The organism is Actinomyces glycerinitolerans, from assembly GCF_900098745.1.
GTDB lineage: Bacteria > Actinomycetota > Actinomycetes > Actinomycetales > Actinomycetaceae > Actinomyces > Actinomyces glycerinitolerans.
Genome location: NZ_FQTT01000009.1, coordinates 153,702 through 177,673, shown reverse-complemented (window position 1 = coordinate 177,673; position 23,972 = coordinate 153,702). Strand labels below are relative to the sequence as shown.

The window sequence follows — 23,972 nt, the reverse complement described above, 5'->3', positions numbered from 1 at the left end:
ACTTCCTCATGGGCCCGACGTTACTGGGCAGGTGCGCGCCCGTCCAGCCCCGCCGCCTCTTTCTCCATCTTCGGCGGTCGTACGCCGCCGCACTTTCGCGCTCGGTGCGCAAGACACGACTCCGCCCCGGCGAGAGCATTAGCTACTGCCGGGGCGGAGCGATTCTGATCGTGATTCGGTTACTTGCTCACGCTGGTGCCGGCGAGCGGCTTGTCACCGGGGCGGGCGAGCGGGCCGACCAACTCGTGGGGCTGGTAGGGCTCCTCCAGGTAGGCGATCTCCTCGGGGGTCAGCTTCAGGTCCAGGGCGCGCACGGCGTCGTCGACCCGGCTGGGCCGCGAGCAGCCGACCAGCGGCGCGGCCACGCCCCGCGCCCAGTGCCAGGCGAGCGCCACATCCGCCATGGGCACGCCGTGCTTGTCCGCAGTCTCGGCCACGCGCTCGATGATGGGCATGTCGATCTCACGGTCGCGGTCGTACTTGCTGCTCATGACCTTGTCGGTGGTCGAGCGCACGGAGTCGGAGTCCCAGGTGCGTCGGGTCAGGTGACCGGAGGCCAGCGGGCTGTAGGGGGTCAGGGACATGCCGTACTGCTGGCACACGGGAATCAGCTCACGCTCATCCTCGCGGTAGAGCAGGTTGTAGTGGTTCTGCATGGAGGCGAAGCGGGTCCAGCCGTTCGCATCCGCGGCCAGCTGTAGGTTGTGCAGCTGGTAGCCGAACATGGCCGAGGCGCCCAGTGCCCGGACCTTGCCCGCCTTCACCAGGGCGTCCAGCGCCTCCATCGTCTCCTCGATCGGGGTGCCGTAGTCGAAGCGGTGGATGATGTACAGATCCAGGTAGTCGGTGCCCAGGCGCTTGAGGCTGCCCTCGATCTCCCGGTTGATCGCCTCCCGGGACAGGTGCCCCTCGTTGAAGTACACCTTCGAGGCCAGCACCACGTCCTCCCGCTTGACGCCGAGGTTCTTCAGCGACTGTCCGATGAACTCCTCGCTGGTGCCGCGAGCGTAGGCGTTGGCGGTGTCGATGAAGTTCACGCCCAGCTCCAGTGCCCGGGCGATCACCTCCTGGGTGGCGCTCTGGTCGATGGACCACTGGTGAGAGTCGGGGAAGACCTCCCCGAAGCTCATGCCGCCGATGCACAGGCGGGGGATGGTGATGTCCGTGGTTCCGAGCTTGGTGTACTCCATGTCAGAGTCTCCTTGGGTACGTGAGTCGGTTGCGCGTTCGGGCGCGGGGGCGGCGGCGCCGTTGCCCTGGCCTTAGCGTGCCCCGAGCGGTGCCCGCACCGCCAGGTTCTGACAGTGCCCCTCGCGGCGGCCCGACATCGCAGACCCCGGCGGCTCGGACAGACTCCAGCCCACGACCGCATGGCACCACACCGTCAAACGCGCGGAGTCAATCACGGCCCGACCGGGCCAGACCAACGCGCCGTACGCCGGACGGCAGCGACGAGCGGCGAAATCCGGGAATAGCGTTCCCGAATGCGTCCGATGTCGCCGGACTGGTCGAGGTCGACCGCAAGACCGCAAGAGCGTGGCTGTCCGTGCCGCAGGCGTCGGGAGTCGTCCGCGTCCTGCACCCGGTGGAGGTCAAGATGGGCGTCCAGATCGGCGTGGAAGCAACCAAGAGCTTCTTGCGCCTTGAGCGCATTGCGGGCTACGAGCTTGGATTCGGGCACGTGATCTGCCAGACGAGGGAGCCCTACCCCATTACGCGCGACATACAGGCGGTACCCGTCTGGGCGATCTAGCGGTTGTGGTCCATGGCACCGTCCACGGCCCCTAGAAATCAGACGTGCGAAGGATGGTCGCTGGAGGCGCGTCGTCGGGATGGCCGCTACGCGACCACGCCGGCGCCGCGGTGTCAGTTGCGCAGGCAGGCCAGGGGGATGACGAAGACGCCGTCATCGCGGCGGTAAGCGGTAGCTCCAGCGGTGATCACCGCGAGGAAGGACGGCTCGCCCATTCGGTCCCAGTCCACACGATCCCGCAAGCGACGCAGGTGGGCAGCAGCATCGTCAAGCTGCGCGGAGCCGAGCTTCACCTCGACCGGCGCCCACCGTCCGTCGGCGAGGACGACGACGGCGTCCGCTTCCAGACCGGTCTTGTCGCGGTAGTGGAAGAGCGCCCCGTCGTTGGCTTCGGCGTAGACCCTCAGGTCACGCACACACAGCGACTCGAACTGCAGTCCGAAGGCCTCGAAGTCACGCAACAAGTCAGCCGGAGTCCAGCGCATGACGGCAGCACCGATCGATGGGTCCACGAAGTGACGTGTCGGACTGGTTCTTATCGCGGTCTTCGAGCGCAGCGCGGGATTCCATGCGGGCAGATCCTCGATCACGTAGGCGCGAGACAACGCATCGAGATAGTCGCTTACCGTGTTGGGCGCCATAGAGGCTTCATCAACCGCGAGATCGGCCGCGATCGTGGCCTGTGAGGCCTGGGTGGAGATATGACGCGCATAGGCGCGCATGAGTGCGCGCATGCGGGTGGCGTTCCGGGCAACACCATCCATACGCGCTACGTCGGAGTAGATCAATCCCTCAACGTAGTTCCTTGCCAGGCGCCCGGCCGGCGTCTTCGCGCCTGCGGTGACGGCGGCAGGCCAACCGCCGCGGCAGAGCACCCGCGCCATGTCTTCCACGTCGAGCGTGGCGACACCGGCAATCTCCGTTTCTCCGTCAAAAAGCGCCTTCAGAGACACCCGCCCAGTGGACTCCTCCGACTCGAAGAGCGTCATGGTCCGCATAACTAGGGAGGCAATCCTCCCAACACCGGAATGCATCCCCTGCACAGTCGGCGTAGATGAGCCGGTGAGTATGAACTGCCCCGGCTCGCCGCGGCGGTCGACGGCGAAGCGGATCGCATCCCACAGCTGCGGCGCCATCTGCCACTCGTCAATGAGTCGCGGGGTCTCCCCCTCCAGCAGCACTGAGGGTTTCGCATCCGCGAGCGCGAGGTAGGACCGACTGCGGTCAGGATCCTGGAGGTAGATGACGCTGCCGGCCTGTTGTAACGAGGTCGCGGTTTTGCCGCACCACTTCGGCCCCCTGACCTGCACCGCACCGCTGATCGTTAGCGCCTCGGCAAGCAGGTCATCTGCGAGTCGTGGCAGGTAGCGCATAGCTCGTTCCTCCGGCTTCCGAAACCCGCATGTTTCCGCCATCACCCTACCCGACTGCGTGACTTGGACGGAGTTCGTTGCGTCAGTTGGACCGGGTCCGTTGCGTCAGTTGGCGGCGGTCCGGCTCTTCCGGTTCAAGAGTGCGTCGGCCGGGAAAGGCTGACGGTGTTCAGGTGCGAGCGCATCGCGGCAGCCAGTTCCGACGGACCGATCCCGGCGCAGGCCGTAGCGGAATGTCCAAAAACGGCACGAACCGCGCCAGGCACGTCAGCAACCGCAAGCAAAACGTTGAAATCATGCGGATGCCGCATCAGGCTGCATTGGCATCGACGGCGTTTCTGCCGAATCTGGACATTTCTGCCTCCGCCCTGGGGCGTGCGCCCCAGCAGGCCCTGACGAACGAGCCTGCCGCTGCCACCGCACCCCAAATGTGCAGTTTCGCGCCGTGTTACTCCTGCCAACGCCGCAGATGCGGCAGCACGGCGCTCATGTAGGAGATGGCCTCGTCCTCGGTGATGTGCACGCCTTCGGACATGTACGGGGCGCTGTACTCGATCAGTTCTTCCAGGGTCTCCGGGCCGACGAAGGCGCCGTCCTGGTAGCACCAGGCACAGTAGTCCTCAGACTTGGTCCCGTCGATCTCGCTGCCGTGCTGCTCCTCCTTCGGAATGGGCATGCCGCAGCTCTGGCAGTGCGGCCCGGGCGGCGCCTCAAGAAGGCGGGTGACCGGCACCTCCAGCGCGGTGGCCAGCAGCTTGCACATGTCGATGCCAGGCGTGGTGGCGCCGGTCTCCCAGCGTGAGACCGCCTGCCGGGTCACCATAACCCGCTGCGCCAGTTCATCCTGCGTCATCCCCCGCAACGCCCGAACCTCAGCGATGACTTCTCCGATTGCCATGTCGGCCTCCTCTTCCGCGACCCCCGGTGATGCCGCCACACAAGAACAGCACAGTTGGCACACGCCGTCGAGCAACGGGTTGTTGCATCCCCCCGCTTCCCCAATCGCTGCTCACGGGCGCAGGGCGCTCAGGGGAAAGGTGAGGACGCCGTCGGCCAGCTTCATGGTGGGCCCGTCGGCGGTCACGACGGCGGTGAAGACCGGCGCGGGCGTACGTCGCGTGTCGATGTCCGCCACGAACGCGGCTAGGGAGTTCTGGGCCTTCGCTATCTGCCGTTGCCCCAATTTGACTTCAAAAGCAGCCCAACGTCCGTCGTCGAACTCGACGACGGCGTCGGCCTCCTTTCCCGACTTGTCCCGATAGTGGTAGACATGCCCGCCCCGCAACTCGGCGAAGGTGCGCAGATGCTGCACAACTTGCGACTCGAACCACAACCCGGCGGTCTCCAAGTCCTGCATCAGGCGCTCCGCCGAGGTCCCGGTGACGGCTGCGGCCAGGGCAGGATCCACGAAATGGAGCTTGGAGGAGGTACGTACGGCGTAGCGTGAGCGCAAGTGCGGGGCCCACGCAGGCTGCTCCTCGACAATGAAGAGCCGCCTAAGGGCATTGATGTAGCTCGCTGCCGTCTCCGCGCTGAGCGCCTGAGTCGTCACGTCCTTCGCGATGGTGGTGAATGAAGCCTCGGTGGCGATATGGCGCGCAAGCGAGCGCAGAAGCGCTCGCAACCTGATCGGATCGCGACGCGGCTCCCCATCGAGCCGCCCCATGTCGATGCTGACGACGTCCTCCACATAGTCGCGCAGATACCGCTGTGCCTGCGCGGTGGTGGCATCGACGTCGCCCGGCCAGCCGCCGTGAACCAGCGCATCCAGCGCCTCCCGGACGCTCGTGCCGGAGTCAAGCGCGGGTGACGGCTCCTCGCCGTCGAACAGTGCCGTCAACGAAACGTTCCCTGTACCCAGGCCGCGCTCGAACAGAGTCATCGGACGCAGACGCACCCTGGAGATCCGGTGGGCACCAGAGTGCCGCGTAGCATCCTCGGCGGGAACCGAGGAACCGGTGAGTATGAACTGTCCGGGGCGTTGCCTGGCGTCAACCTCCCGCCGTACCGCGTTCCACAGGTCTGGCGCAAGCTGCCATTCGTCGATCAGCCTGGGAGTTTTCCCTTCCAGCAGCAGCGCGGGATCAAGGTCAAGCGCAGCGCGTATCTGCGGCAGGCCCGAGTCCAGAGCGACCTCGGATGCGGCATGCTGCCGTCCGGTCATGGTCTTGCCGCAGGCACGCACGCCTTCGATGAGAAGACCACCTGAGTAGCCCAGGATCTCGCTGATAGGCGGGTCAACGACACGATGCCGGTAGCTCACGTCGGCCATCGACTTCCTCCTGCGATCCAGAGCGAAACCCACCCCAATCCTGGAGTTGGCTTCATTCTAACCGGGCAGTTGGCGTCGCTTCAACCAGGCACATGGCGTCATTACAGTCGGTGTTCTGGCGTCACGACGAGCACGTAGGGCCAGTCGAGCCGCATCGCCAGAGCGGATGCTCTCCTCCTCGGCCGCATGTCCCTGTTCGCCCCGAGACCGGGCCGCGGCAGTTAAGGGCACCAAGTTGCCTTCCGAGTTGCTTATCCACCCATTCGTACCGAAAGAGACCATCGACGCCGTGCCCGCGCGCTCCTAGGTTGAGTACGAACGAACCAACAAGCAGAGAGGACTCCCGCATGGCCCCCGCATCGAGCCTGAAGCACCAGACCTATCTCACCCTCAACGACGGCAACCGCATCCCCCAGTTCGGCATGGGCGTGTACCTCGTGCCCGACGGCGAACCCACCGAGACCGCCGTCGCCGAGGCCCTGCGACTGGGCTACCGCCACATCGACACCGCGCACGCCTACCAGAACGAGCGCTCCGTGGGCCGCGCGGTCAAGGCCAGCGGCATCGACCGCTCAGACATCTGGATCACCACCAAGCTGTGGCCCAGCGAGTACGGCGAGGGCGCCACCGCGGCCGCCATAGACAAGATGCTGGAGCGCCTGGACACCGACTACATCGACCTGCTGCTGCTCCACCAGCAGTTCGGCGACTACAAGGGCGCCTGGAAGGACATGGAGCGCGCCGTCGCGGCCGGCAAGGTGCGGTCCATTGGCATCTCCAACTTCGAGTCCGCCAACCTGGAGGACCTCATGGCCGCAGCCACCATCAAGCCGTCGGTCAACCAGGTGGAGTGCCACCCCTACTACCCGCAGGACGAGCTGCGCGAGCGCATGGCCCCCTATGGCACGCTCATCGAGAGCTGGTACCCGCTCGGCCACGGCGACGCCGGCCTGCTCGACGAGCCGCTCTTCGCCGAGCTCGGCACCAAGTATGGCAAGACGCCCGCCCAGGTGATCCTGCGCTGGCACATCCAGAAGGGGAACATCATCTTCCCCAAGTCCACCAACCCCGAGCACATTGCCGCCAACATGGACATCTTCGACTTCGCCCTGACCGAGGCGGAGATGGAGCGCGTGGCCGCACTCGCCAACGGCAGGCGCTTCTACAACGTCTCCCTGGCCGACCAGGAGAAGAACCTCGGCGCCTGGGCCCCCGCCGACTGAGTCCTGCGCTTACCGCGGTCGCCCCGGCTGCGACGGTGTGGCTCCAGGCCGGCCAACTCCGGTCAACACCTACGCCGACGCGTTCCGCATTCCGCTCCCCTCCCACCAACTTCTTGAAAGGAACCCCACAATGATCTTCGACCGCAATGAGAACCGCCCCGTCATCGCGCTGCTCGGTGCCGGTGCCATGGGCACCGCCATCGTTCGCCGCATCGCCAACGGCAAGCAGATTCTGCTCGGCGACATCTCCACCGAGAACCTTCAGACCGTCGCCCATGACCTGGCCGCCTCCGGATACGAGGTGGCCACCCAGCAGGTGGACGCTCTGGACCGGGCCAGCGTCGAGGCCTTCGCCACCAAGGCCGCCTCCCTGGGCGAAGTCCGGTACTTCATCGACACGGCCGGCGCCTCCCCCAACCAGTCCTCGCCCGAGCACATCGTGGCCCTCGACCTGGTTGCCACCGCCATGGCGATCGACGTCTTCGCCAACGTCATTGCGCGCGGCGGCGCCGGCCTGGTCATCTCCAGCCAGACCGGTTACATGATGCGGCTGAGTGACGAGGTCGAGCGTCAGCTGGCACTGACTCCCACCGAGGAACTTGCCGAGCTCGACTTCCTCAAGCACGACGCCGTGGCCAGCTCCGGCGTCGCCTACATGGTCTCCAAGCGTGCCAACCATCTGCGGGTGCGCACGGCGGCCGCCACCTCCTGGGGCGATCGGGGCGCCCGCATCAACACGATCAGCCCCGGCATCATCGTCACCCCGCTGGCCTACGACGAGTTCCGGGCCGCCGGAGAGAACTACCAGGCGATGATCGACGCCTCCCCGGCCCGCCGTGTGGGCACCTCCGATGAGATCGCCGCGGCCGGCTCCTTCCTGCTCGGTGAGCAGGCGGCCTTCATCACCGGCACGGACCTACTGATCGACGGCGGCGTGATCGCCGCCATCAACGCCGGCCGCTTCACGCTGGGCGGCTGACGCCGAAGTTCAGCACCGTGCCGAGGCACGTGGCCCGACGCCGCCCTGTCTTGCCACCCCTTCTTGGGGGTAGGAGAGCAAGGCGGCGTCGGCGACCTCCAGGCAGGCGTCGGTCAGAGCCTGGATCTGCTCGGGCGTGGCGTCGTCGACGTGGATACCGGCCGCCACGGACACCGGCTCGCCGGTGCCGAGGCACAGGCGCCGGGCGACGGCGGCGGCCGCCTCGGCGTCCTTGTGTCCGGGGACGGTGGCCACCCACAGGTCCACACGCGACAATTGCTCCCCATGCAGCTTCGGCCCGGGGCTGGCCAGGGCCTGCCCGCCCACATGCGGCAGCGTGCCGCCGTACAGGAAGCAGGCCAGGCCCTGACCGTCGGTGTGGGTCACGTGCAGCGTCACCTTCAGGTCGCCGTCGCCCGCGTGCACCGTGATTGTCCTCATGCTCATCCCTCCCAGGGGCGCAGGCCCTCGTAGGCGATCCCGAACTGCATCAGGATGCGTCCCACCAGGTGATCCACCTGGTCCGCCGTTGTCTCGCAGCCGTTGTAAAAGGTGAGCATGGGCGGCAGCAGCACGTAGCCGTCCTCCGCGGCGCGCAGCAGGTTGCGGCAGTGGGCGCGGTTGAGCGGCGTCTCCCGGGGCACGAGCACCACCTTGCGCCCCTCCTTGGCGCAGACGTCGGCGGCGCGCACGAGCAGGTCGTCGTCGTAGGCGTTGACAATGGCGGACAGGCTCCGCATGGAGCAGGGCGCCACCACCATCCCCTCCGTCATGAAGGAGCCGGAGGAGATGGCGGCCGCCTGGTCGTGGTCGTCCCACACGACGTCGGCGCTGGCTACAAGCTGCTCCACGGTCAGGTCGGTCTCGCGCGCGAGGGTGAGCCGGGCACCGTCGGTTATCACCAGATGCACCTCGACGTCCGCCCGTGCACGCAGTGCCTGCAACAGCCGGTGGCCGATCTGCACGCCCGAGGCGCCCGTAATCCCCACAATGATGCGTTTCACTGATTCTCCTCTCGATTGCGGCCGTGCGGCTCCGAGCTCGGCACTCGCCCTCACATGAGCCCCAACAGGCGGAACCAGACCGCCTCCACGAGTACGACGACGAACACGACCGCCGTGAGCGGCGTTCCCATCCGCACGGCCTCCTTTGAGCTGTAGCCGGCGTTGTCCTCGCCCTCACCCACCAGGATGGCCAGGTTGTGGAACGGCAGGATGTAGTGGATGTTGATCGCGGAGAAGACCATCATGGCCACCGCGATGTCACTTACGCCCGAACCGGCGGTGAAGGCGATGAACGCCGGCACGCAGATGCCGAGCACGGCCATGACCGAACCCATGAACATGTGGATGATCACCGTGATGCCGGCGATCAGCAGAGCCAGCACCAGCGCGTTACCGGGTACGGAGTCGGGTAGTACCACGCTCGCGATCCAGGCGTTCATGCCGGTGGCCTCGCCAACCGTGCCGATGCCCATGGCGGCGGTGAGAAACACCAGGGTGTTGATGGGTACGGAGTTCCACGTCGCCGGGGTGATCACCTCGCCGATTACGGGCAACGCCAGAACGGCGCCCACCAGCAGGGTGACGAAGCCGATGTTGAGCCCGGTCATGGATTCGGTCAGCCACAGGGCGATGGCGATGACCAGCCAGACAACCGTGCGCTTCTCCTTGCTGCCGACTCGGCCGAGGGCGGCCTGTTTGGTGCGCACCTCGTCGAAGTCGATGCGCATCTGTGTCTCGGGCCGGAACAGCACCAGACCCAGGCCCAGCGTGCACAGGGTCGCGACCAGCATGGGTACCGACATGTAGACAAACCACTGGATGAAGGAGCAGCCGTCTGCGGCGTAGGAGGCCACCAGTGGATTGAGGGTCGCGTCCCCGGTGAGGAAGAACATGGAGCCGGGCGCGGCCGCCGCGAACACGAGGAAACCCACCTTGATCTTGTCCGCTCGGGACATCTTGGCGGCGTCGCAGATGACGAGCATGACCGCCAGGATCATGAAGGCGCGCGGGAAGGGGTGCGGGATGAGCAGCGACAGGATGAAGGTGAGCGCGAAGATGCTGACCACGAGTGAGGTCCAGCCGCGCACGAACTTCAGCGCGAACCAGTAGGCGATGCGCTCGCCCAGGCCGGAGTCCTTCACGGCGGCGGCAATCAGGTAGGCACCGATCACCATCCACATCTGCATCTTGGTCCATGACGCGAACACCGTGCCCGTATCGGCCGTGCCGGTGAGGATGAGCAGGGCCAGGTAGACGGCCGACACGTAGGCGGGCTGGGCCACGCCCGTCGCCCACCACACCACGGTCATGAGGGTGAGGGCCAGGCAGTGCTGGCCGGCGGCGGAGATGGGCGCGAGGCCGTCCAGCGGGACGACCCACACCAGGGCGCAGGCGAGGATGCCCGCGAGCAGGCCGACGACGCGCTTGTCGAGCTTCATGGGCGTCTCGCTCCCTCAGTGGGCGAGCTCGGCGGCCCACTTGTCCTGGTCGATGTCCAGGAACCGGCACCGCTGGAACTCGTCCTTCAGGTCATAGGGGACGGTGCAGTCGAAGATGGCCTTGCAGGCGATGCCGTGCACGCGGATGGAGGGGGCGAAGGCCGGGTCGTTGGACGGGTCCAGCACATGGCAGTGGGCGCCGGGAATGGTGATCAGGCCGGTGTCGGCCTGGAAGCGTGTGGTCATCGCCCACATGACGTCGCTCATGTCGAAGATGTCCACGTCCTCATCCACCAAGAACACGTGCTTGAGCTCGGAGAAGGCGGAGAAGGCAAGCATGGCCGCGTTGCGCTGGCGCCCCTCATCGTTGATGGAGCTCTTCTTGAACTGGAGGACGGCCACGAACTTACCGCCGCCGCAGGGGGCGGCGTGCACATTGAGCAGGCGTCCGGGGATGGCGGTCTCGACCATCTTGTAGATGGAGGCCTCGGTGGGAATGCCGGCCATGGACACATGCTCGTGAGAGGGCCCGATGCAGGACTGCATGATCGGGTGCTCGCGGTGGGTGACGGCGGTGACGTGGATGACGGGCAGTTCGGGTTTGGCCTCGCCGGTGTAGCCGGGGAACTCCGGCATGGCCTTGCCGGTGTTGGTGTTGACGTCCTCACGCACCGTGTCGGTGATGGACAGGTAGCCCTCGATCACATACTCGGCGTGGGCGATGCAGGTCTCGGGCACGGTCAGGGCGGGGGCCAGCTCGACGGCGCGGCCGCGGATACCGCCGGCGATCTGCAACTCGTTATACCCCAGCGGGGTGGTGGGCGCCTCGAAGCCGGCGCACATGTACACGGCCGGGTCCAGACCGATGGACACGGTCACGGGCATGTCCTCTCCCTTCTCCTTCCACTGCTCGAAGAAGGCGCCCAGGTGCCGACTGCCCGGCGTTATCCACATGCCCATCGTGTCCTTGGACTCGATGCACAGGCGGTGAATGGTGACGTCGGTGTCCGAGTTGAAGGGGCTGTGCCCGGCGATCAGGCCCATGGTGACGTAGGGGCCGGCGTCCTCGGGCGTGTTGGTGGGGGCGGGCACGAGCCGACGCAGATCGAAGTCCGGATCGGTCGCCAGGTGCACCACCTCCTGGCAGTCGATGTGCTTGCCCTCCGCGATGGGTGCGGGCGGGATGGTCTCGGCGAGTTTCTGACCGATCTGCAGGCCCAGGTACTGTTCGTCCATGCCCAGCAGGGCGGCGACGCGCTTGCGGCTGGAGAGCAGGCCAATGGCGACCTTGGCGTCGTCGAAGCCCTTGACGTTGTTGAAGACCATGGCCGGACCCTCCTTGGTGGGGCGGGCGACGGTGCCGCCCGCGCCCACGTGCCGGTAGACGCCCGAGACCTCGGCGTCGCAGTCGACTTCGGTGTCGGTCTCGAGCAGCTGTCCGGGCATGTCCCGCAGGTAGTCGAGTGCACTGCGCAGGTCGTGGATGGTGTCGTTGATGTTCTGGCTGGTCTGGTGGATCTGCGTCATTGGAGGCCTCCTTTGTGCCCATACGGGACGGTGCGGGGCCGCCGTCGCCCCGGGGACGGAACCAGCCTGCAACTGTGTAGTTGGTATCGGGTCAAGCGGCTTTCCCGAGGCAATTGCCGACGGCGTTCAGGCGAGCAGGATCTCCAAGCGACAGAAGTCGGCGTCGTGCTCCTCGGTGTGGAAGACGGTATCCAGCAGGCAGCGGTCCACCACCGGCCCCGCCGCTTGCATACCCCGGTCGGACATCCAGGACAGGAGCTCGCGGGCGGGCTCCACGTCGTAGGGCATTGAGTACTTGTACATGCAGGCGTACTCCCCCGCCGGCAAAGTGACGAACTCGGCGTCGTCGAGGGGAATTTCGCGAGGCAGGATGATAAGACTTCCGGCGCCCGCGAGCGGGCGGTCGCCCGCCAGTGCTGCGGCGTCCAGCAGGAAGCCGAAGCCGCGTGAGGGGATGGCGCCGGCGTCCAGGAGCCGCCCCCAGGCGTCCATGAGCGCCAGGTGCAGTCGTTTGAGATCCGCGTCCCCCTCCGCGGGGTACGGTGCGAACAACGCCCGCCGCTGCGGGAGTGTGCGCACATGCGGGGTGTCCACATTCTTCTCGCTGGCGGTCGCGGTCGCGAAGATATCGTCAAGCCGGGCGATATCCTCCCACTGAAGCCGCAGGCGGACGATCTCCTCCTCGATCTGCGCGGCGCGCTCACGCAGTAGACCGCGTATGCCCTCCACAGAGCGGTCATCCAGATATGCCTTGATCCGGGCGAGCGGCACACCCATCGCCTTGAGCAGGCAGATCAGGCGCAGCCGCGGCACCTGGTCGATCGAGTAGTAGCGGTAGCCGGTATCGCTCACGTGGGCAGGCTTGAGCAGCCCGTTGCGGTCGTACAGGATGAGCGTCTGCCGGGAGACGCCGTGCAGCGCCGCCATCTCGGAGACCTTGATGAGGTCTCTGCTGAGATCATCTTGTCTCATGCCGGTCCTCCTCCGGCTGCCCGTGCGCGGGTAGCTCCGGGGTTGCGCGCCGACTGTAAGGGATCAGCCTGCCGCGGCGGGCGCATCTTGGAGCTCACGCACCATCAGCCATTCGGTCTCGTCGAAGCCGTCGCCCACGATCCGGAAGCCCAACCGCTCATACAGGTGCACGGCCCGATTGGCCTTGGCGACGCCGAGCGAGGCACGCGCGTAGCCGGCCTCCCGCAGCTGTTCGAGCATGCACCGCAGCATCCGGGTGCCGATTCCCCGGCCCCGGTACTCCCGGTAAAGGGAGATCGCGAATGCCGGCGTCGAGTCGTCCAAACGGCCATAGCAGTCGGTGGTGCGCACCCAGCAGGCACCGACGACGCGACCGTCCACTTCCGCAACCAGCGCCCGGTCATCCGGCAGCGTCCCGAAGCCCTCGAAGTGGGCGCGGCACATGGGGTCGTCGTAGATGACGCTGCGCGGCACCTGCCCGGTGAAGTCCTCGGGCACGTATACGGCCTCCAGCAGGAAGTCCTCCAGCAGAAGCGCCTCCTCGGGGCGCAGCGGCCGAATCAGTACAGCATCGTCGTCGATCGTCATGACGGGAGATTTTAGGGCGAAATACCGCCATTGCAAGGCACCTGCGGCGAGTCCTGTTCGCACGCCCTCAGGAGCTCACAACCGAGCCTTCCATACATGTCATACATGCATAACTATAAGATATAGGCGTTGGACACGGGTCAAAGATCCGAGTTATACACGTATTGCAGGACGCCGAGGACGTCGATATCTGACGCGCACCCGGCCGACACGGAGGAGAGGCATGACGAGCAAGCGCAGTCTCGGCGGAAGCGGGTTCGATGTCGCACCGATCGGCTACGGCTGTATGGGCATCAGCCATGCGCACGGGTACGCGATGGAGTTCGACGACGGCGTGCGCACCGTACGCGAAGCGGTCGAGGCCGGGTACACCTACTTCGACACGGCCACCACCTATACCGGCATCACCCGGTCGGGCAAGTCCTCGATCAACGAGGAGGTCGTGGGCACGGCCTTGGCCCCGTATCGCGAGCAGGTGGTTGCGGCCACCAAGTTCGGAGTGACCATCAACGCCGATCACAGCCTCACCCTCGACTCCTCCGCGGCGGCCATTCGCGCCACGGTGGAGAAATCGCTCCGCCAGCTGGGATTCGACCACCTCGACCTGGTGTATCAGGCCCGCATCGATCCCAACACCGAGCCGGAGGCCGTGGCCCAGACCATGGCCGAGCTCATGGCCGAGGGGAAGGTGCTCAACTGGGGAATCTCCGAGACCGGCGAGGAGTACCTGCGCCGCGCACACGCCGTAACGCCCGTCGTCGCCATCCAGAACGTGATCAACATGTCCCGCCGCGAGCACGAGGCCATGATTCCCGTGACGCAGGAACTGGGCATCGCCTTCACCGTGTTCACCCCCTTGATGAAGGGATTCCTGTCCGCGCGCACCGACCCCAACCGCCTCTTCCGCGAGGGCGACGACTACCGTCGCATGATGACGCAGTTCTCCGCCAAGGGCGTGGCGCAGGCGGCGCCCCTGTATGCGCTGCTCGACGAGTACGCGAATGCCCATGACGCCACCTGGGCTCAGATCTGCCTGGCGTGGCTGCTGGCCAAGGGCCCCAACCTCATCCCCGTGGCCGGCACCACCAACCCCGACCGCATGCGCGAGAACCTCGCCGCCGCGGACATTGTGCTCACCGCCGCGGAGCTGGCCGACATCGATCGCCGCCTCGCTGAGATAAAGCCCGAGAACTTCGGCAAGGAATAGCAGCTGCCGACTACTCCCACTCGATGGTGCCGACGGGCTTGGGGGTGAGGTCGTAGGCCACACGGCACACGCCGGGGACCTCCGCCAGGATACGGGCGGTGATCCGCCGCAGCAGCGCCCAGTCGAGCTCGGGCACCTCGGCGGTCATGGCGTCGACGGTGTTGACGCAGCGGATGATGACGGGCCAGTCGAAGGCTCGCTTGCCGTCGCGCACGCCGGTGGCGCGCATGTCCGGCACCACGCAGAAGTACTGCCAGATGTCCTGGCCGGCGGCCTCGATCTCCTCGCGGACGACGGCGTCGGCCTCGCGCAGCGCCTCCAGGCGGTCGCGGGTGATGGCGCCCAGGCAGCGCACCCCCAGCCCCGGGCCGGGGAAGGGCTGGCGCTCCACCATGGACTCCGGCAGGCCGAGCCGGCGGCCGACGACGCGCACCTCGTCCTTGTACAGGAGCTTGACGGGCTCAACGAGTTCGAAGTCCATGTCCTCGGGCAGGCCGCCGACGTTGTGGTGGGCCTTGACGCCGTCGGCGGACTCGAGGATGTCGGGGTAGATGGTGCCCTGCCCCAGGAAGCCGACACCCTCCAGCTTCGCCGCCTCCTCGGCGAACACGTTGATGAACTCGGCGCCGATGAGCTTGCGCTTGGCCTCGGGCTCGGCCACGCCCGCCAGCAGGTTCAGGAACCGGTCCGTGGCGTCGACGTACACGAGGTTGGCGTCCAGCCCGTCCCGGAAGACCTCAATCACCTGCTCGGATTCTCCCTTGCGCATCAGGCCGTGGTTGACGTGGACGCTGATCAGCTGCTTGCCGATCGCCTTGATGAGCAGGGCGGCGACGACGGAGGAGTCGACGCCGCCGGACAGGGCGAGCAGCACCTTGCCGTAGCCGACCTGCGCGCGCACGGCGTCGACGGCCTCGGCGATGAAGGCGTCCGCCAGCTCGGGGGTGGTGATGCGCTCCATGTCGGCGGGGCGTTGGTTGGAGGTGAAGTCCACGGCGGTCTCCTTCATCGTCGCGTGCGCGGGTTCGCGCCCGACTCTACTGCCATTCCCCGAGATGGCGCGGAAGAAGCCGCCCCTCCCGACGAGCGGGCACCCAAGATGTCAAAATCGATGACAAACGAGTCCGGGGGCGTTGGCGGCAGCGAACAAAACGTTGGAATCATGCGGGTGCTGGGTCGGCTCTCGCCGGCATCGAGAGTGTTTGTCATCGATATTGACACTTCCACCCCGGACACGCAGCCCCTCGCGTAAGCTCCCCCGCCCCAAACCGGAAGAGCCCCTTCAGGCTGCGCCTATTCCAGGCCCAAGACGACGACCAACTGCCGCGAGACCTCGGCCATGTCATCTTTGTCCAGGATGCCAACTCGCTTTCCGAGAAGTTGTTTGTCCACAGTGACGATCTTCTCGGTCATCACGTAGCTCGGCTTCGCAAGCCCATTGCCTTCACTCGGCTCGATAGGGACCCTCGTGGGGATGTCGCGCGAGTCGAAGCTCGTGAATAGGCACAGGACAACCGATCCGAAGCCTGTCAGCTCATCGTTCTGTACGACAACGACCGGTCGCGCCTTGCTAGCGTAGGCATCGTCGCGCAGCGTCCAAACCTCACCGCGTCTCATTGATCGCCCTCAGGGAGAGGTCTGTCGCAAACCTGGTGGCGTCCTCCTCGGTGGCGAACGGCTCGACGTCCTCCGAGAGGCGCACGTCGTAGGGGAAGCCACGGTGACTGTTGAAGGCGGTCACGAACATGCGCAGCACGTCCGCCGGGGTAGTGCCGAGCTTTCTCGTGGTCTCCTTGAAGAGCTCCGCCTGCTCCGCGTCGACCCTCGTGGCGATCTGTCTCATTGCCATGACATGCCTCTTTCCGTCAAGACAAATCATACCAGCTATGCGGTGCAAAATATACCTATTTGCTAGCTATGCCTGGCGGTCAGGGAGACTCCGACGACTACTCCCACTCGATGGTGGCGGGGGGCTTGCTGGTCACGTCCAGCACCACGCGGTTGACCTCGGGGACGGCGTTGGTGATGCGCGTGGAGATACGGGCCAGCACGTCGTAGGGCAGACGCGTCCAGTCCGCCGTCATCGCGTCCTCACTGCTCACCGGCCGCAGCACCACCGGATGCCCGTAGGTGCGCCCGTCGCCCTGCACGCCCACGGACCGCACACCGGCCAGCAGCACCACCGGGCACTGCCAGATCTCCTCATCCAGCCCGGCCGCCGTCAACTCCTCGCGGGCGATGCCGTCCGCGGCCCGCAGGATCCGCAGGTTCTCCGCCGTCACCTCACCAATGACGCGAATGCCCAGGCCCGGCCCGGGGAAGGGCTGGCGGGCCACGATCCCCTCGGGCACGCCCAACTCCCGCCCGATCGCGCGCACCTCGTCCTTGAACAGCGCCCGCAGCGGCTCGATCAGCTCGAAGTCCAGATCCTCGGGCAGCCCACCCACATTGTGGTGGCTCTTGATGTTGGCGGCGCCCTCACCGCCGCCGGACTCCACCACGTCCGGGTACAGCGTGCCCTGCACCAGGAACTTGATCTCGCCGCCGGCGGCGCCGACCTCCGCGATCACGCGCCGCTGGGCGGCCTCGAAGGAGCGGATGAACTCCCGGCCGATGATCTTGCGCTTGGCCTCCGGCTCGGTGACGCCCGCGAGTGCGGTCAGGAAGCGCTCGGACTCGTCCACGGTGATCACGCGGATGCCCATGCCCCGGGCGTAGTCGCGCTCCACCTGCTCGCGCTCGCCGGCGCGCAGCAGGCCGTGGTCCACGAAGATGCAGGTCAACTGGTCCCCGATGGCCCGGTGCACCAGGGCCGCCGCCACGGAGGAGTCGACGCCGCCGGACAGGCCGCAGATGACGTGGGCGTCGCCCACCCGCTCGCGGATGCGCTCGACCTGCTCGTCGATGATATTGCCCGGCGTCCAGGTGGCGGGGATGCCGGCGCCGTCGCGGAGGAAGTTGGCCAGCGCCCGCTGGCCGAACTGCGAGTGCATGACCTCGGGGTGCCACTGCAGCCCGTACAGGCGCCGGGCGGAGTCCTCGAAGGCGGCCACGGGCGTCTGCGAGGTGGAGGCGGTGACGGTGAATCCGGCCGGGGCGGCCTGCACGGCGTCGCCGTGGCTCATCCACACCGCCTGCCGGACGGGGGTGCCGGCGAACAGGCAGGAGTCGGGGTCGACGTCGGCGTCGGTGTGCCCGTACTCGCGGGTGCCGGTGCGCCCGACGGTGCCGCCGAGCGCCTGGGCCATCGTCTGGAAGCCGTAGCAGATGCCCAGCACCGGCACACCCGCGTCGAACATGGCCGGGTCCACGCTCGGGGCGCCGTCGGCGTACACGGAGGCGGGCCCGCCGGACAGGATGATGGCGGCCGGCTGCTTGGCGAGCATGTCCGCCACCGGCATGCTGTGGGGCACGATCTCGGAGTACACGCTCGCCTCGCGCACACGGCGGGCGATCAGCTGGGCGTACTGGGCACCGAAGTCCACCACGAGGACGGGGCCGATCCGGCCCTCCTCCCCGGTGGCACCATGGGGAGATGTCGTCACCGGCACAGGATAGCGGGATCCGCCGGTGCGACGACGCCGGCGTCCGCGAGCGCCACAGCTGAGCGCCACAATCTCCCGGGCTCTCGACGGCGTCCGCGCGTCCCGCTCCCTCCGCACGCTTTGCTATCGGCTAGAGTCTCCTTGTCCGCATCCTCGCCGAAGCGGGCAGGATGGAGTACCTAATGGCCGCCAACGGTCACGACGTCACCCAGTCCGACGTCGCCGCTGCCGCCGGGGTATCCCGCAGCCTGGTCTCCCTGGCGCTGAGCGGCTCCCCGCGGGTCGCCGAGGACACGCGCGCACACATCATGCAGGTGGCCGATTCGCTCGGTTACCGGATCAACACGGCGGCCTCGGCGCTGGCGCGCCAGCGCTCCACCACGATCGGCCTGGTACTGCCCAACCTCCGCAACGCCTTCTTCGAGCAGGTCTCCCGTTCCCTGGACGCCGCCGCCGCCCAGGCGGGGCTCACGGTCTTCGTCACCGTCGGCGCCGAAGATCAGGAGCGTCTGCGGCGGGCCATCGACTCCCTCCTGGGCGTGCGCGTACTCGGATTAATCCTGGTGTCCCCGTGGCTGACGAACGCACAGCTGGTCGCATTGGGCGAGGAGACGCCCACCTGCGTGATTAGTCGACGCTCCCCGGGCGGACATGTCGACGCCGTCCACATCGACGAGCGGCACGCCGCCGAGCAGATCGTCTCCCACCTTCTCTCGCGGGGAGTCAACTCCTTGGGATACGTGACGCCCAGAATGGACGACGACGCCTCTCGCCTGACCCGCGGGAAGTCCCTGGCCCGGGCCGCCCACAGCGCCGGACTGGTTCTGAACACCGCGGAAGCGGGCGACGACGACGCCGGCACCGCCATACGCCGACTGCTGGACGCCGGCACACCGCGAATGGGGCTGATCACCCACAACGACATGCTCGCCATCGACGCCGTCGCCGTGCTGCGGGAGCTGGGGCCCGAGGGCACGGGGCGCGTGCCACTGGCCTCTTACGACAACACCTATCTGGCACGGCGGGCGGAGTTCGCACTCACCAGCTTGAATCAACCGGATCAGCAGATGGCCCGCGACGCCGTGCGCCTCGTCGTCGAGCGGGCCGATGCCCTACTGCGACGGCCAAACAACCCTCCCCCGCCTCAGGACGTCGGTGCCGAGGGGCACCTGGTTGTCCGCGCCTCCTCCACCGGCTGACGTTCAACCCGGCGCCCCCGCCCGACGTCGTCGAGGTCGGTGCACGTTACCGTCGACCGACCTCGGCGCGTCACTTCAACTGACTTCGGCGACGGGAGGTCAGCTGTATTCCCGCTCGAAGCGCTCCTCCAGCTCCTCCAGGGAGTCGTACTTCGTCTCGGGCACGAACTTGATGTAGAAGATGAGCGATACGACATTGACCGCAGCGAAGATGAGGTAGGTCAGCGCCCCGCCCAGCCCCTCCATCATGATCGGAAACACGGCGGCAACGATGGCGTTGGCGATCCACAGCGCACCGATGGCGAGTCCGACGGCCGTGCCGCGGATCTTGCTGGGGAAGATCTCGGCGACGATAACCCAACTGACCGTGCCCGACTGCTTGGCGAATACGAACAGGCTCACAATGATCAGCACCAGGAAGGGTGCGAAGGTCGGGGCGCCAATGATGTCGCCGTCCTCATTCTGGTAGGGCTGAATGAGAAAGAAGAACACCGCGGCCAGCAGGGTCAACGAGATCACGATGCTGGTCTCCTGATAGATGCCGACGTGGCGGCGGGCGAACTTGGTAACCAGCCACAGGCCGACCGCCGAGCCGATGAAGGACACGCCTCCGGAAATCACGTTGAGCGAGATGGCGTCACTCATGGGCAGACCGGCGGCGGCGAGCACCTTCGGCGTGTAGTACATGGCGGTGTTGATGCCCGTCATCTGGTCGGCCAGCCCCAGGATGATGCCGATAATGAGCAGGTGGCGCGTCCACTTGGTGTGCCAGATCTGGGACAGCCGCCACTTCTCCTGATTGGCCTCCTTGCGCTGGACTTGAAGCATCTCATCGATCTCGTCGGCGATGGGGCCGTCCTTTTCCTCGTTGCGCACGCGCTTGAGGGAGCCGATCGCCTCTGGAATACGCAAGTTGGCCACGTACCAGCGCGATGACTCGGGCATGAGGCGGATACCGATCCACAGTGCGACGGCCGGGATCGAGGCCAGCACCAGCATGTAGCGCCAGGTCACCCCGTTGCCGGACACCGCCACGACATTGGCCAGGTTCTGCACACTCTCCCAGGTGACGGTCTCGCCCGCGCGAGCGACCGTCTCACCGGCGGAATTGACGACGTCGTTCGCGACCGTGACCCGGGGCCCACCGCGCGCGTGGGCGAGGATGGCATTCATGGAGTAGGCGAGGAATTGCCCGAAGACGATCATCATCTGGTCCACGGCCACCAGGGTGCCGCGGATGCGTTTTGGGGCGGTCTCGCCGAGGAAGACCGGGACCGTGACGGAGGCCCCGCCGACGGCGAAGCCAAGGATGACCCGGAACAGGCACAGGATCCAGAAACTCGGCGAGGCGGCGCAGCCCAGGGCGCCGATCAGGAAGATGATCGCCAACATGGTGATGTTGTGGCGCCGCCCGTACCTGTCGGAGAGCTTGCCACCAACGGAGGCGCCCACCGCGGCGCCGATGCACAGGAAGGTACCGACCAGGCCCTCCTCCCAGGTCTTCAGGGCGAGGCCGTCGGCGTCGGCGGGCAGATACATGTAAGGGAGGGCACCGGAGATCACGCCGGTGTCGTAGCCGAAAAGCAGTGAACCAAGCGTGGCTACCAGGGCTATGACTCCCAGCGAACGCTTCTTACCCGACGGCGGAGTCGCTTCGACCAGATCCTGGATTGTCTCAAGACTGTAGTCGCCAACGGCAACCCGGGATGGGGACATAGTTATCTCCTTGAAGATCCTGCAGCCTTGAGCAGGCTAGAACACGAGCCGAAATTGGCGTCCCCAAACCTACCCGCGGACGCCGCAGCGCCGTACCATGTTGTTCATTGACACGCTATGTGTTCAATGATCACCCGCCCAGAGAGCCTGCATGCCGGACACCCCCTACCAGCCAGAGATTGTCATTGACCGCACCAGTGACCTCCCGCTGTACACACAGATCGCGGAGACACTCGGCGCGCTCATACTGGACGGCACCCTTACGCCCGGGACCCGCATCGAGGACGAGGTCTCCATGGCGCGGCGCCTGCAAGTCTCCCGCCCCACCACACGCCAGGCACTACAGTCCCTGGCGGATCGAGGCCTGGTCTCCCGGCGCCGCGGTGCCGGCACGGTGGTCGCCTCCCCGCATGTGCGCCGCCCCATGGAACTATCCAGCCTGTTGGCCGACCTGACCGCCGCCGGCTACCAAGTCTCCACCCGGCTGCTGGAATACGACACCCACCCAGCCGACGCGAAGGAGGCCGAGCACCTGGAGGTAGACCCCGGCACCCAAGTAACCCGACTGCGCCGTCTGCGCAGCGCCGACGGCGAACCGATCGCCCTCATGCACAACCTCCTCCCCGCCGCCATCGCCCCTTCCCGCCAGGAACTGGAGCAGAAGGGTCTATATGACCTGCTGCGTTCACGCGGAGTCATGCCCGCCACCGCCAAGCAGGTGATCGGCGCCCGCAATGCCACCGCCAAGGAGGCGGACACCCTGCATGAGCGCCGCCGCGCCGCACTACTGACGGCCCAACGCACCACCTACGACGCCGCGGGGCGCGTCATCGAGTACGGCGACCACCTCTATCGCGCTTCGCGCTACTCCTTCGAAACCTCCCTCTTCACCGGCTAGACCCTGCTCCACCCCCAGCCGGATCGGGGCGGACGACGAGGGTCACTCCAGGCAGCCGCGAGCCCCAAGGTGACCAAAAAGTCGGTCATAAACACCCGCTGGCCGTCTCTGCGGCCCCCAAGACCGCGTCGGTTGGGGCAGACTTAGGTCCGATGCGCTACGGCCGCCCGCGGCGCACCCACACTCGACGTCGAGACGCAAGAAGGACAGCTGAACCGTGGCGCGCAGCATTTACATCGCCTCCCCCAATGCCGGTACCGGCAAGTCGACCGTGGCCCTGGGCCTGGTCGCCTCCCTGACGAAAGTCGTGGCGAAGGTGGGTGTGTTCCGCCCCTTCGTCGCCTCCCGTGACAACGAGCCCTTCCTCGACCTGCTGCTGCGCCGCTGCGGCTCCACCACCCCGGCCGCACAGTGCATCGGCGTCACCTGGGACGAGTTCCACGCCGACCCCGACGAGTCCTTGTCCCGCATCGTGGACGCCTACCGGGCCGTCGCGCGCGACCACGACGTCGTCATCATCGACGGCTCGGACTTCTCCGACGTCGTCGGGAATCCCGAGCTGGAGCTCAACGCCCGCGTAGCCGCGAACATCGGCGTGCCCGTGCTGCTGGTGGTCTCCGGGCAGGGCGACCCCGAGGATGTGCGCGGCAGCGTGGAGGTCTCCATGGCCGAGATCGCCGACAACCACGCCCGCACCGTCGCCGTCGTGGCCAACAAGTGCCCGGCGGACACGCGCGCCGATGTGGCCGCCGCCCTGGCCGACCTGGAGGGCGTAACCACCACGACCCTGCCCGAGGTGCCCCTGCTGAGCGCCCCCTCCGTACGCGAGGTGATGAACGCGATCGACGGCACTCTCATCAGTGGTGACGAGGCCCTGCTCGACCGCGAGGCGGAGGGTGTACTGATCGCCGCCATGGATGTCTCCCACGTGCTGGAGCGCCTGGATGAGGGGCAGGTGGTGATCGTCCCCGCCGACCGCTCCGCCGCCCTGATCTCGCTGGCGGCCGCGCAGGCCTCCGCCGGCTTCCCGAACCTTTCCGGCCTGGTCCTCAACGGCGGCTTCGAGGTGGCTCCGCACGCGCTGCGCCTGATCAAGGGCCTGCGCCTGCCGCTGCCGGTTATGACCTCGCCGCTGGACACCTTCGCGGCCGCCTCCGTTGCCGGCCCCCTGCAGGGCGGGCTGGGCCAGGCATCGTCCCGCAAGCTCGACGTCGCCGTGACCACCTTCGAGCAGGAGGCCGACGTTGACGGCCTGCTGGCCGCCCTGGAGGTGGAGCCCAGCGAGGTGGTCACCCCCATCATGTTCCAGGCGGAGCTGATCGAACGCTCCCGCGGCGACCGCAAGACCATCGTGCTGCCCGAGCCCGACGACGACCGCATCCTGCGTGCCGCGGACGTCATCGCCCGCCGCGGCATCGCCGACCTGATCCTGCTGGGTGACGAGGCCACGGTGCGGGAACGCGCCGCCGAACTGGGTCTGGACATCTCCGCGGCCCGCGTCGTATCCACCACCGACCCCGAGCTGCTGGAGAAGTACGCCGTCGAGTTCGCCCGCCTGCGCGCCAAGAAGGGCGTCACCCTGGAGCAGGCGCGCGACCGGGTGCAGGACGTGTCCTACTTCGGCACCATGATGGTGCACATGGGCGACGCCGACGGCATGGTCTCCGGGGCGGCCCACACCACCGCCCACACGATCGTGCCGTCCTTCCAGATCATCAAGACCAAGCCGGGCACGTCAATCGTGTCCTCGGTGTTCCTGATGCTGCTGGAGGACCGGGTGCTGGTGTACGGCGACTGCGCCGTCAACCCCGACCCGACCGCCGAGCAGCTGGCCGATATCGCCATCTCCTCCGCGGAGACCGCCCGCCAGTTCGGGGTGGAGCCCCGGGTGGCCATGCTGTCCTTCTCCACCGGTACCTCCGGCAAGGGCGCCGATGTGGACAAGGTGCGCGAGGCCACCGAGATCGTGCGGGCGAAGGCCCCCGAGCTCGCCGTGGAGGGCCCCATCCAGTACGACGCCGCCATCGACCCGACCGTGGCCGCCAAGAAGGCCCCCGGTTCGGAGGTGGCCGGCCGCGCCAACGTGTTCATCTTCCCCGACCTGTCCAGCGGCAACATCGGCTACAAGGCCGTGCAGCGCTCCTCCGGCGCCGTCGCCATCGGCCCGGTGCTGCAGGGCCTGAACAAGCCGGTCAATGACCTGTCCCGCGGCGCGCTGGTGGAGGACATCGTCAACACCGTGGCCATCACCGCCGTCCAGGCGCAGGCCTGACCCAG

General features: G+C 67.0%; 22 protein-coding genes. 7 read left to right on the top strand and 15 right to left on the bottom strand.

Annotated elements, in window-relative coordinates; genetic code table 11:
• Window positions 1–179 precede the first annotated feature (179 nt).
• Window positions 180–1,190, bottom strand: a complete 1,011-nt coding sequence (locus tag ACGLYG10_RS04935; RefSeq protein ID WP_073328524.1) for an aldo/keto reductase — start codon at window positions 1,188–1,190, stop codon at window positions 180–182.
• A 407-nt stretch (window positions 1,191–1,597) separates the two neighbouring features.
• On the opposite strand from ACGLYG10_RS04935, the gene ACGLYG10_RS16320 reads away from it, so the two are divergent.
• Entirely contained in the window at window positions 1,598–1,753 is a 156-nt protein-coding gene (locus tag ACGLYG10_RS16320) for a hypothetical protein (protein ID WP_211482978.1), read from the top strand.
• A 113-nt stretch (window positions 1,754–1,866) separates the two neighbouring features.
• On the opposite strand, the gene ACGLYG10_RS04930 is transcribed toward ACGLYG10_RS16320, so the two are convergent.
• The 3 genes from ACGLYG10_RS04930 to ACGLYG10_RS04920 all read right to left on the bottom strand — a co-directional run bounded on the left by ACGLYG10_RS04930 (window position 1,867) and on the right by ACGLYG10_RS04920 (window position 5,398).
• Complete coding sequence (locus ACGLYG10_RS04930) at window positions 1,867–3,126, bottom strand: ATP-binding protein (protein ID WP_073328521.1); 1,260 nt, start codon at window positions 3,124–3,126, stop codon at window positions 1,867–1,869.
• A gap of 448 nt (window positions 3,127–3,574) precedes the next feature.
• Window positions 3,575–4,024 carry a zinc ribbon domain-containing protein gene (locus ACGLYG10_RS04925; RefSeq protein ID WP_073328518.1) on the bottom strand — a complete coding sequence of 150 codons (450 nt, stop codon included), beginning with the start codon at window positions 4,022–4,024 and terminating at the stop codon, window positions 3,575–3,577.
• Window positions 4,025–4,135: 111 nt separating this feature from the next.
• Window positions 4,136–5,398 carry an ATP-binding protein gene (locus ACGLYG10_RS04920; RefSeq protein ID WP_073328516.1) on the bottom strand — a complete coding sequence of 421 codons (1,263 nt, stop codon included), beginning with the start codon at window positions 5,396–5,398 and terminating at the stop codon, window positions 4,136–4,138.
• Between the two features lie 347 nt (window positions 5,399–5,745).
• Between ACGLYG10_RS04920 and ACGLYG10_RS04915 the strand changes: the two genes are divergently transcribed.
• Both ACGLYG10_RS04915 and ACGLYG10_RS04910 read left to right on the top strand, forming a co-directional pair.
• Window positions 5,746–6,621: an aldo/keto reductase gene (locus tag ACGLYG10_RS04915; RefSeq protein WP_073328513.1), complete on the top strand. Its 876-nt coding sequence runs from the start codon at window positions 5,746–5,748 to the stop codon at window positions 6,619–6,621.
• 130 nt (window positions 6,622–6,751) lie between these two features.
• On the top strand, window positions 6,752–7,600 hold the full coding sequence (locus ACGLYG10_RS04910; RefSeq protein ID WP_073328511.1) for an SDR family oxidoreductase: 849 nt from the start codon (window positions 6,752–6,754) through the stop codon (window positions 7,598–7,600).
• 9 nt (window positions 7,601–7,609) lie between these two features.
• On the opposite strand, the gene ACGLYG10_RS04905 is transcribed toward ACGLYG10_RS04910, so the two are convergent.
• From ACGLYG10_RS04905 to ACGLYG10_RS04880, 6 genes are all read right to left on the bottom strand, one after another.
• Window positions 7,610–8,041 (bottom strand): prenylated flavin chaperone LpdD, encoded by a 432-nt coding sequence (locus ACGLYG10_RS04905; protein ID WP_073328508.1) that lies wholly within the window; start codon window positions 8,039–8,041, stop codon window positions 7,610–7,612.
• Between the two features lie 2 nt (window positions 8,042–8,043).
• Window positions 8,044–8,604 carry a UbiX family flavin prenyltransferase gene (locus tag ACGLYG10_RS04900; protein WP_170866456.1) on the bottom strand — a complete coding sequence of 187 codons (561 nt, stop codon included), beginning with the start codon at window positions 8,602–8,604 and terminating at the stop codon, window positions 8,044–8,046.
• Window positions 8,605–8,654: 50 nt separating this feature from the next.
• Window positions 8,655–10,043 (bottom strand): SLC13 family permease, encoded by a 1,389-nt coding sequence (locus ACGLYG10_RS04895; protein WP_073328505.1) that lies wholly within the window; start codon window positions 10,041–10,043, stop codon window positions 8,655–8,657.
• Between the two features lie 15 nt (window positions 10,044–10,058).
• Complete coding sequence (locus ACGLYG10_RS04890) at window positions 10,059–11,570, bottom strand: UbiD family decarboxylase (RefSeq protein ID WP_211482977.1); 1,512 nt, start codon at window positions 11,568–11,570, stop codon at window positions 10,059–10,061.
• Window positions 11,571–11,696: 126 nt separating this feature from the next.
• A complete protein-coding gene (locus ACGLYG10_RS04885; RefSeq protein ID WP_073328503.1) occupies window positions 11,697–12,542 on the bottom strand; it encodes a MerR family transcriptional regulator in 846 nt (281 codons plus the stop codon).
• Between the two features lie 63 nt (window positions 12,543–12,605).
• Entirely contained in the window at window positions 12,606–13,130 is a 525-nt protein-coding gene (locus ACGLYG10_RS04880) for a GNAT family N-acetyltransferase (RefSeq protein ID WP_073328500.1), read from the bottom strand.
• A gap of 223 nt (window positions 13,131–13,353) precedes the next feature.
• Between ACGLYG10_RS04880 and ACGLYG10_RS04875 the strand changes: the two genes are divergently transcribed.
• Window positions 13,354–14,337, top strand: a complete 984-nt coding sequence (locus ACGLYG10_RS04875; protein WP_073328498.1) for an aldo/keto reductase — start codon at window positions 13,354–13,356, stop codon at window positions 14,335–14,337.
• 10 nt (window positions 14,338–14,347) lie between these two features.
• Here the strand turns inward: ACGLYG10_RS04875 and guaA (ACGLYG10_RS04870) are convergent, their stop codons facing one another.
• The 4 genes from guaA (ACGLYG10_RS04870) to guaA (ACGLYG10_RS04855) all read right to left on the bottom strand — a co-directional run bounded on the left by guaA (ACGLYG10_RS04870) (window position 14,348) and on the right by guaA (ACGLYG10_RS04855) (window position 17,840).
• Complete coding sequence (guaA, locus tag ACGLYG10_RS04870; RefSeq protein WP_211482976.1) at window positions 14,348–15,331, bottom strand: glutamine-hydrolyzing GMP synthase; 984 nt, start codon at window positions 15,329–15,331, stop codon at window positions 14,348–14,350.
• A 299-nt stretch (window positions 15,332–15,630) separates the two neighbouring features.
• The gene (locus ACGLYG10_RS04865; RefSeq protein ID WP_073328492.1) at window positions 15,631–15,954 is read right to left on the bottom strand and encodes a type II toxin-antitoxin system PemK/MazF family toxin; all 324 of its coding nucleotides are present in this window, start codon (window positions 15,952–15,954) and stop codon (window positions 15,631–15,633) included.
• Complete coding sequence (locus tag ACGLYG10_RS04860; RefSeq protein ID WP_073328490.1) at window positions 15,941–16,186, bottom strand: type II toxin-antitoxin system RelB/DinJ family antitoxin; 246 nt, start codon at window positions 16,184–16,186, stop codon at window positions 15,941–15,943. Before ACGLYG10_RS04860 ends, ACGLYG10_RS04865 begins: the two co-directional genes overlap by 14 nt.
• A gap of 97 nt (window positions 16,187–16,283) precedes the next feature.
• Window positions 16,284–17,840 carry a glutamine-hydrolyzing GMP synthase gene (guaA, locus tag ACGLYG10_RS04855; RefSeq protein WP_139240876.1) on the bottom strand — a complete coding sequence of 519 codons (1,557 nt, stop codon included), beginning with the start codon at window positions 17,838–17,840 and terminating at the stop codon, window positions 16,284–16,286.
• Between the two features lie 224 nt (window positions 17,841–18,064).
• On the opposite strand from guaA (ACGLYG10_RS04855), the gene ACGLYG10_RS04850 reads away from it, so the two are divergent.
• A complete protein-coding gene (locus ACGLYG10_RS04850) occupies window positions 18,065–19,081 on the top strand; it encodes a LacI family DNA-binding transcriptional regulator (RefSeq protein ID WP_073328487.1) in 1,017 nt (338 codons plus the stop codon).
• A gap of 99 nt (window positions 19,082–19,180) precedes the next feature.
• Here the strand turns inward: ACGLYG10_RS04850 and ACGLYG10_RS04845 are convergent, their stop codons facing one another.
• On the bottom strand, window positions 19,181–20,797 hold the full coding sequence (locus ACGLYG10_RS04845; protein ID WP_073328484.1) for an MFS transporter: 1,617 nt from the start codon (window positions 20,795–20,797) through the stop codon (window positions 19,181–19,183).
• A gap of 151 nt (window positions 20,798–20,948) precedes the next feature.
• Here ACGLYG10_RS04845 and ACGLYG10_RS04840 point away from each other — a divergent pair, with 151 nt between their 5' ends.
• Window positions 20,949–21,695 (top strand): GntR family transcriptional regulator, encoded by a 747-nt coding sequence (locus ACGLYG10_RS04840; RefSeq protein ID WP_073328482.1) that lies wholly within the window; start codon window positions 20,949–20,951, stop codon window positions 21,693–21,695.
• A 217-nt stretch (window positions 21,696–21,912) separates the two neighbouring features.
• The gene (gene pta, locus ACGLYG10_RS04835; RefSeq protein ID WP_073328479.1) at window positions 21,913–23,967 is read left to right on the top strand and encodes a phosphate acetyltransferase; all 2,055 of its coding nucleotides are present in this window, start codon (window positions 21,913–21,915) and stop codon (window positions 23,965–23,967) included.
• The last annotated feature ends 5 nt before the right edge of the window (window positions 23,968–23,972 follow it).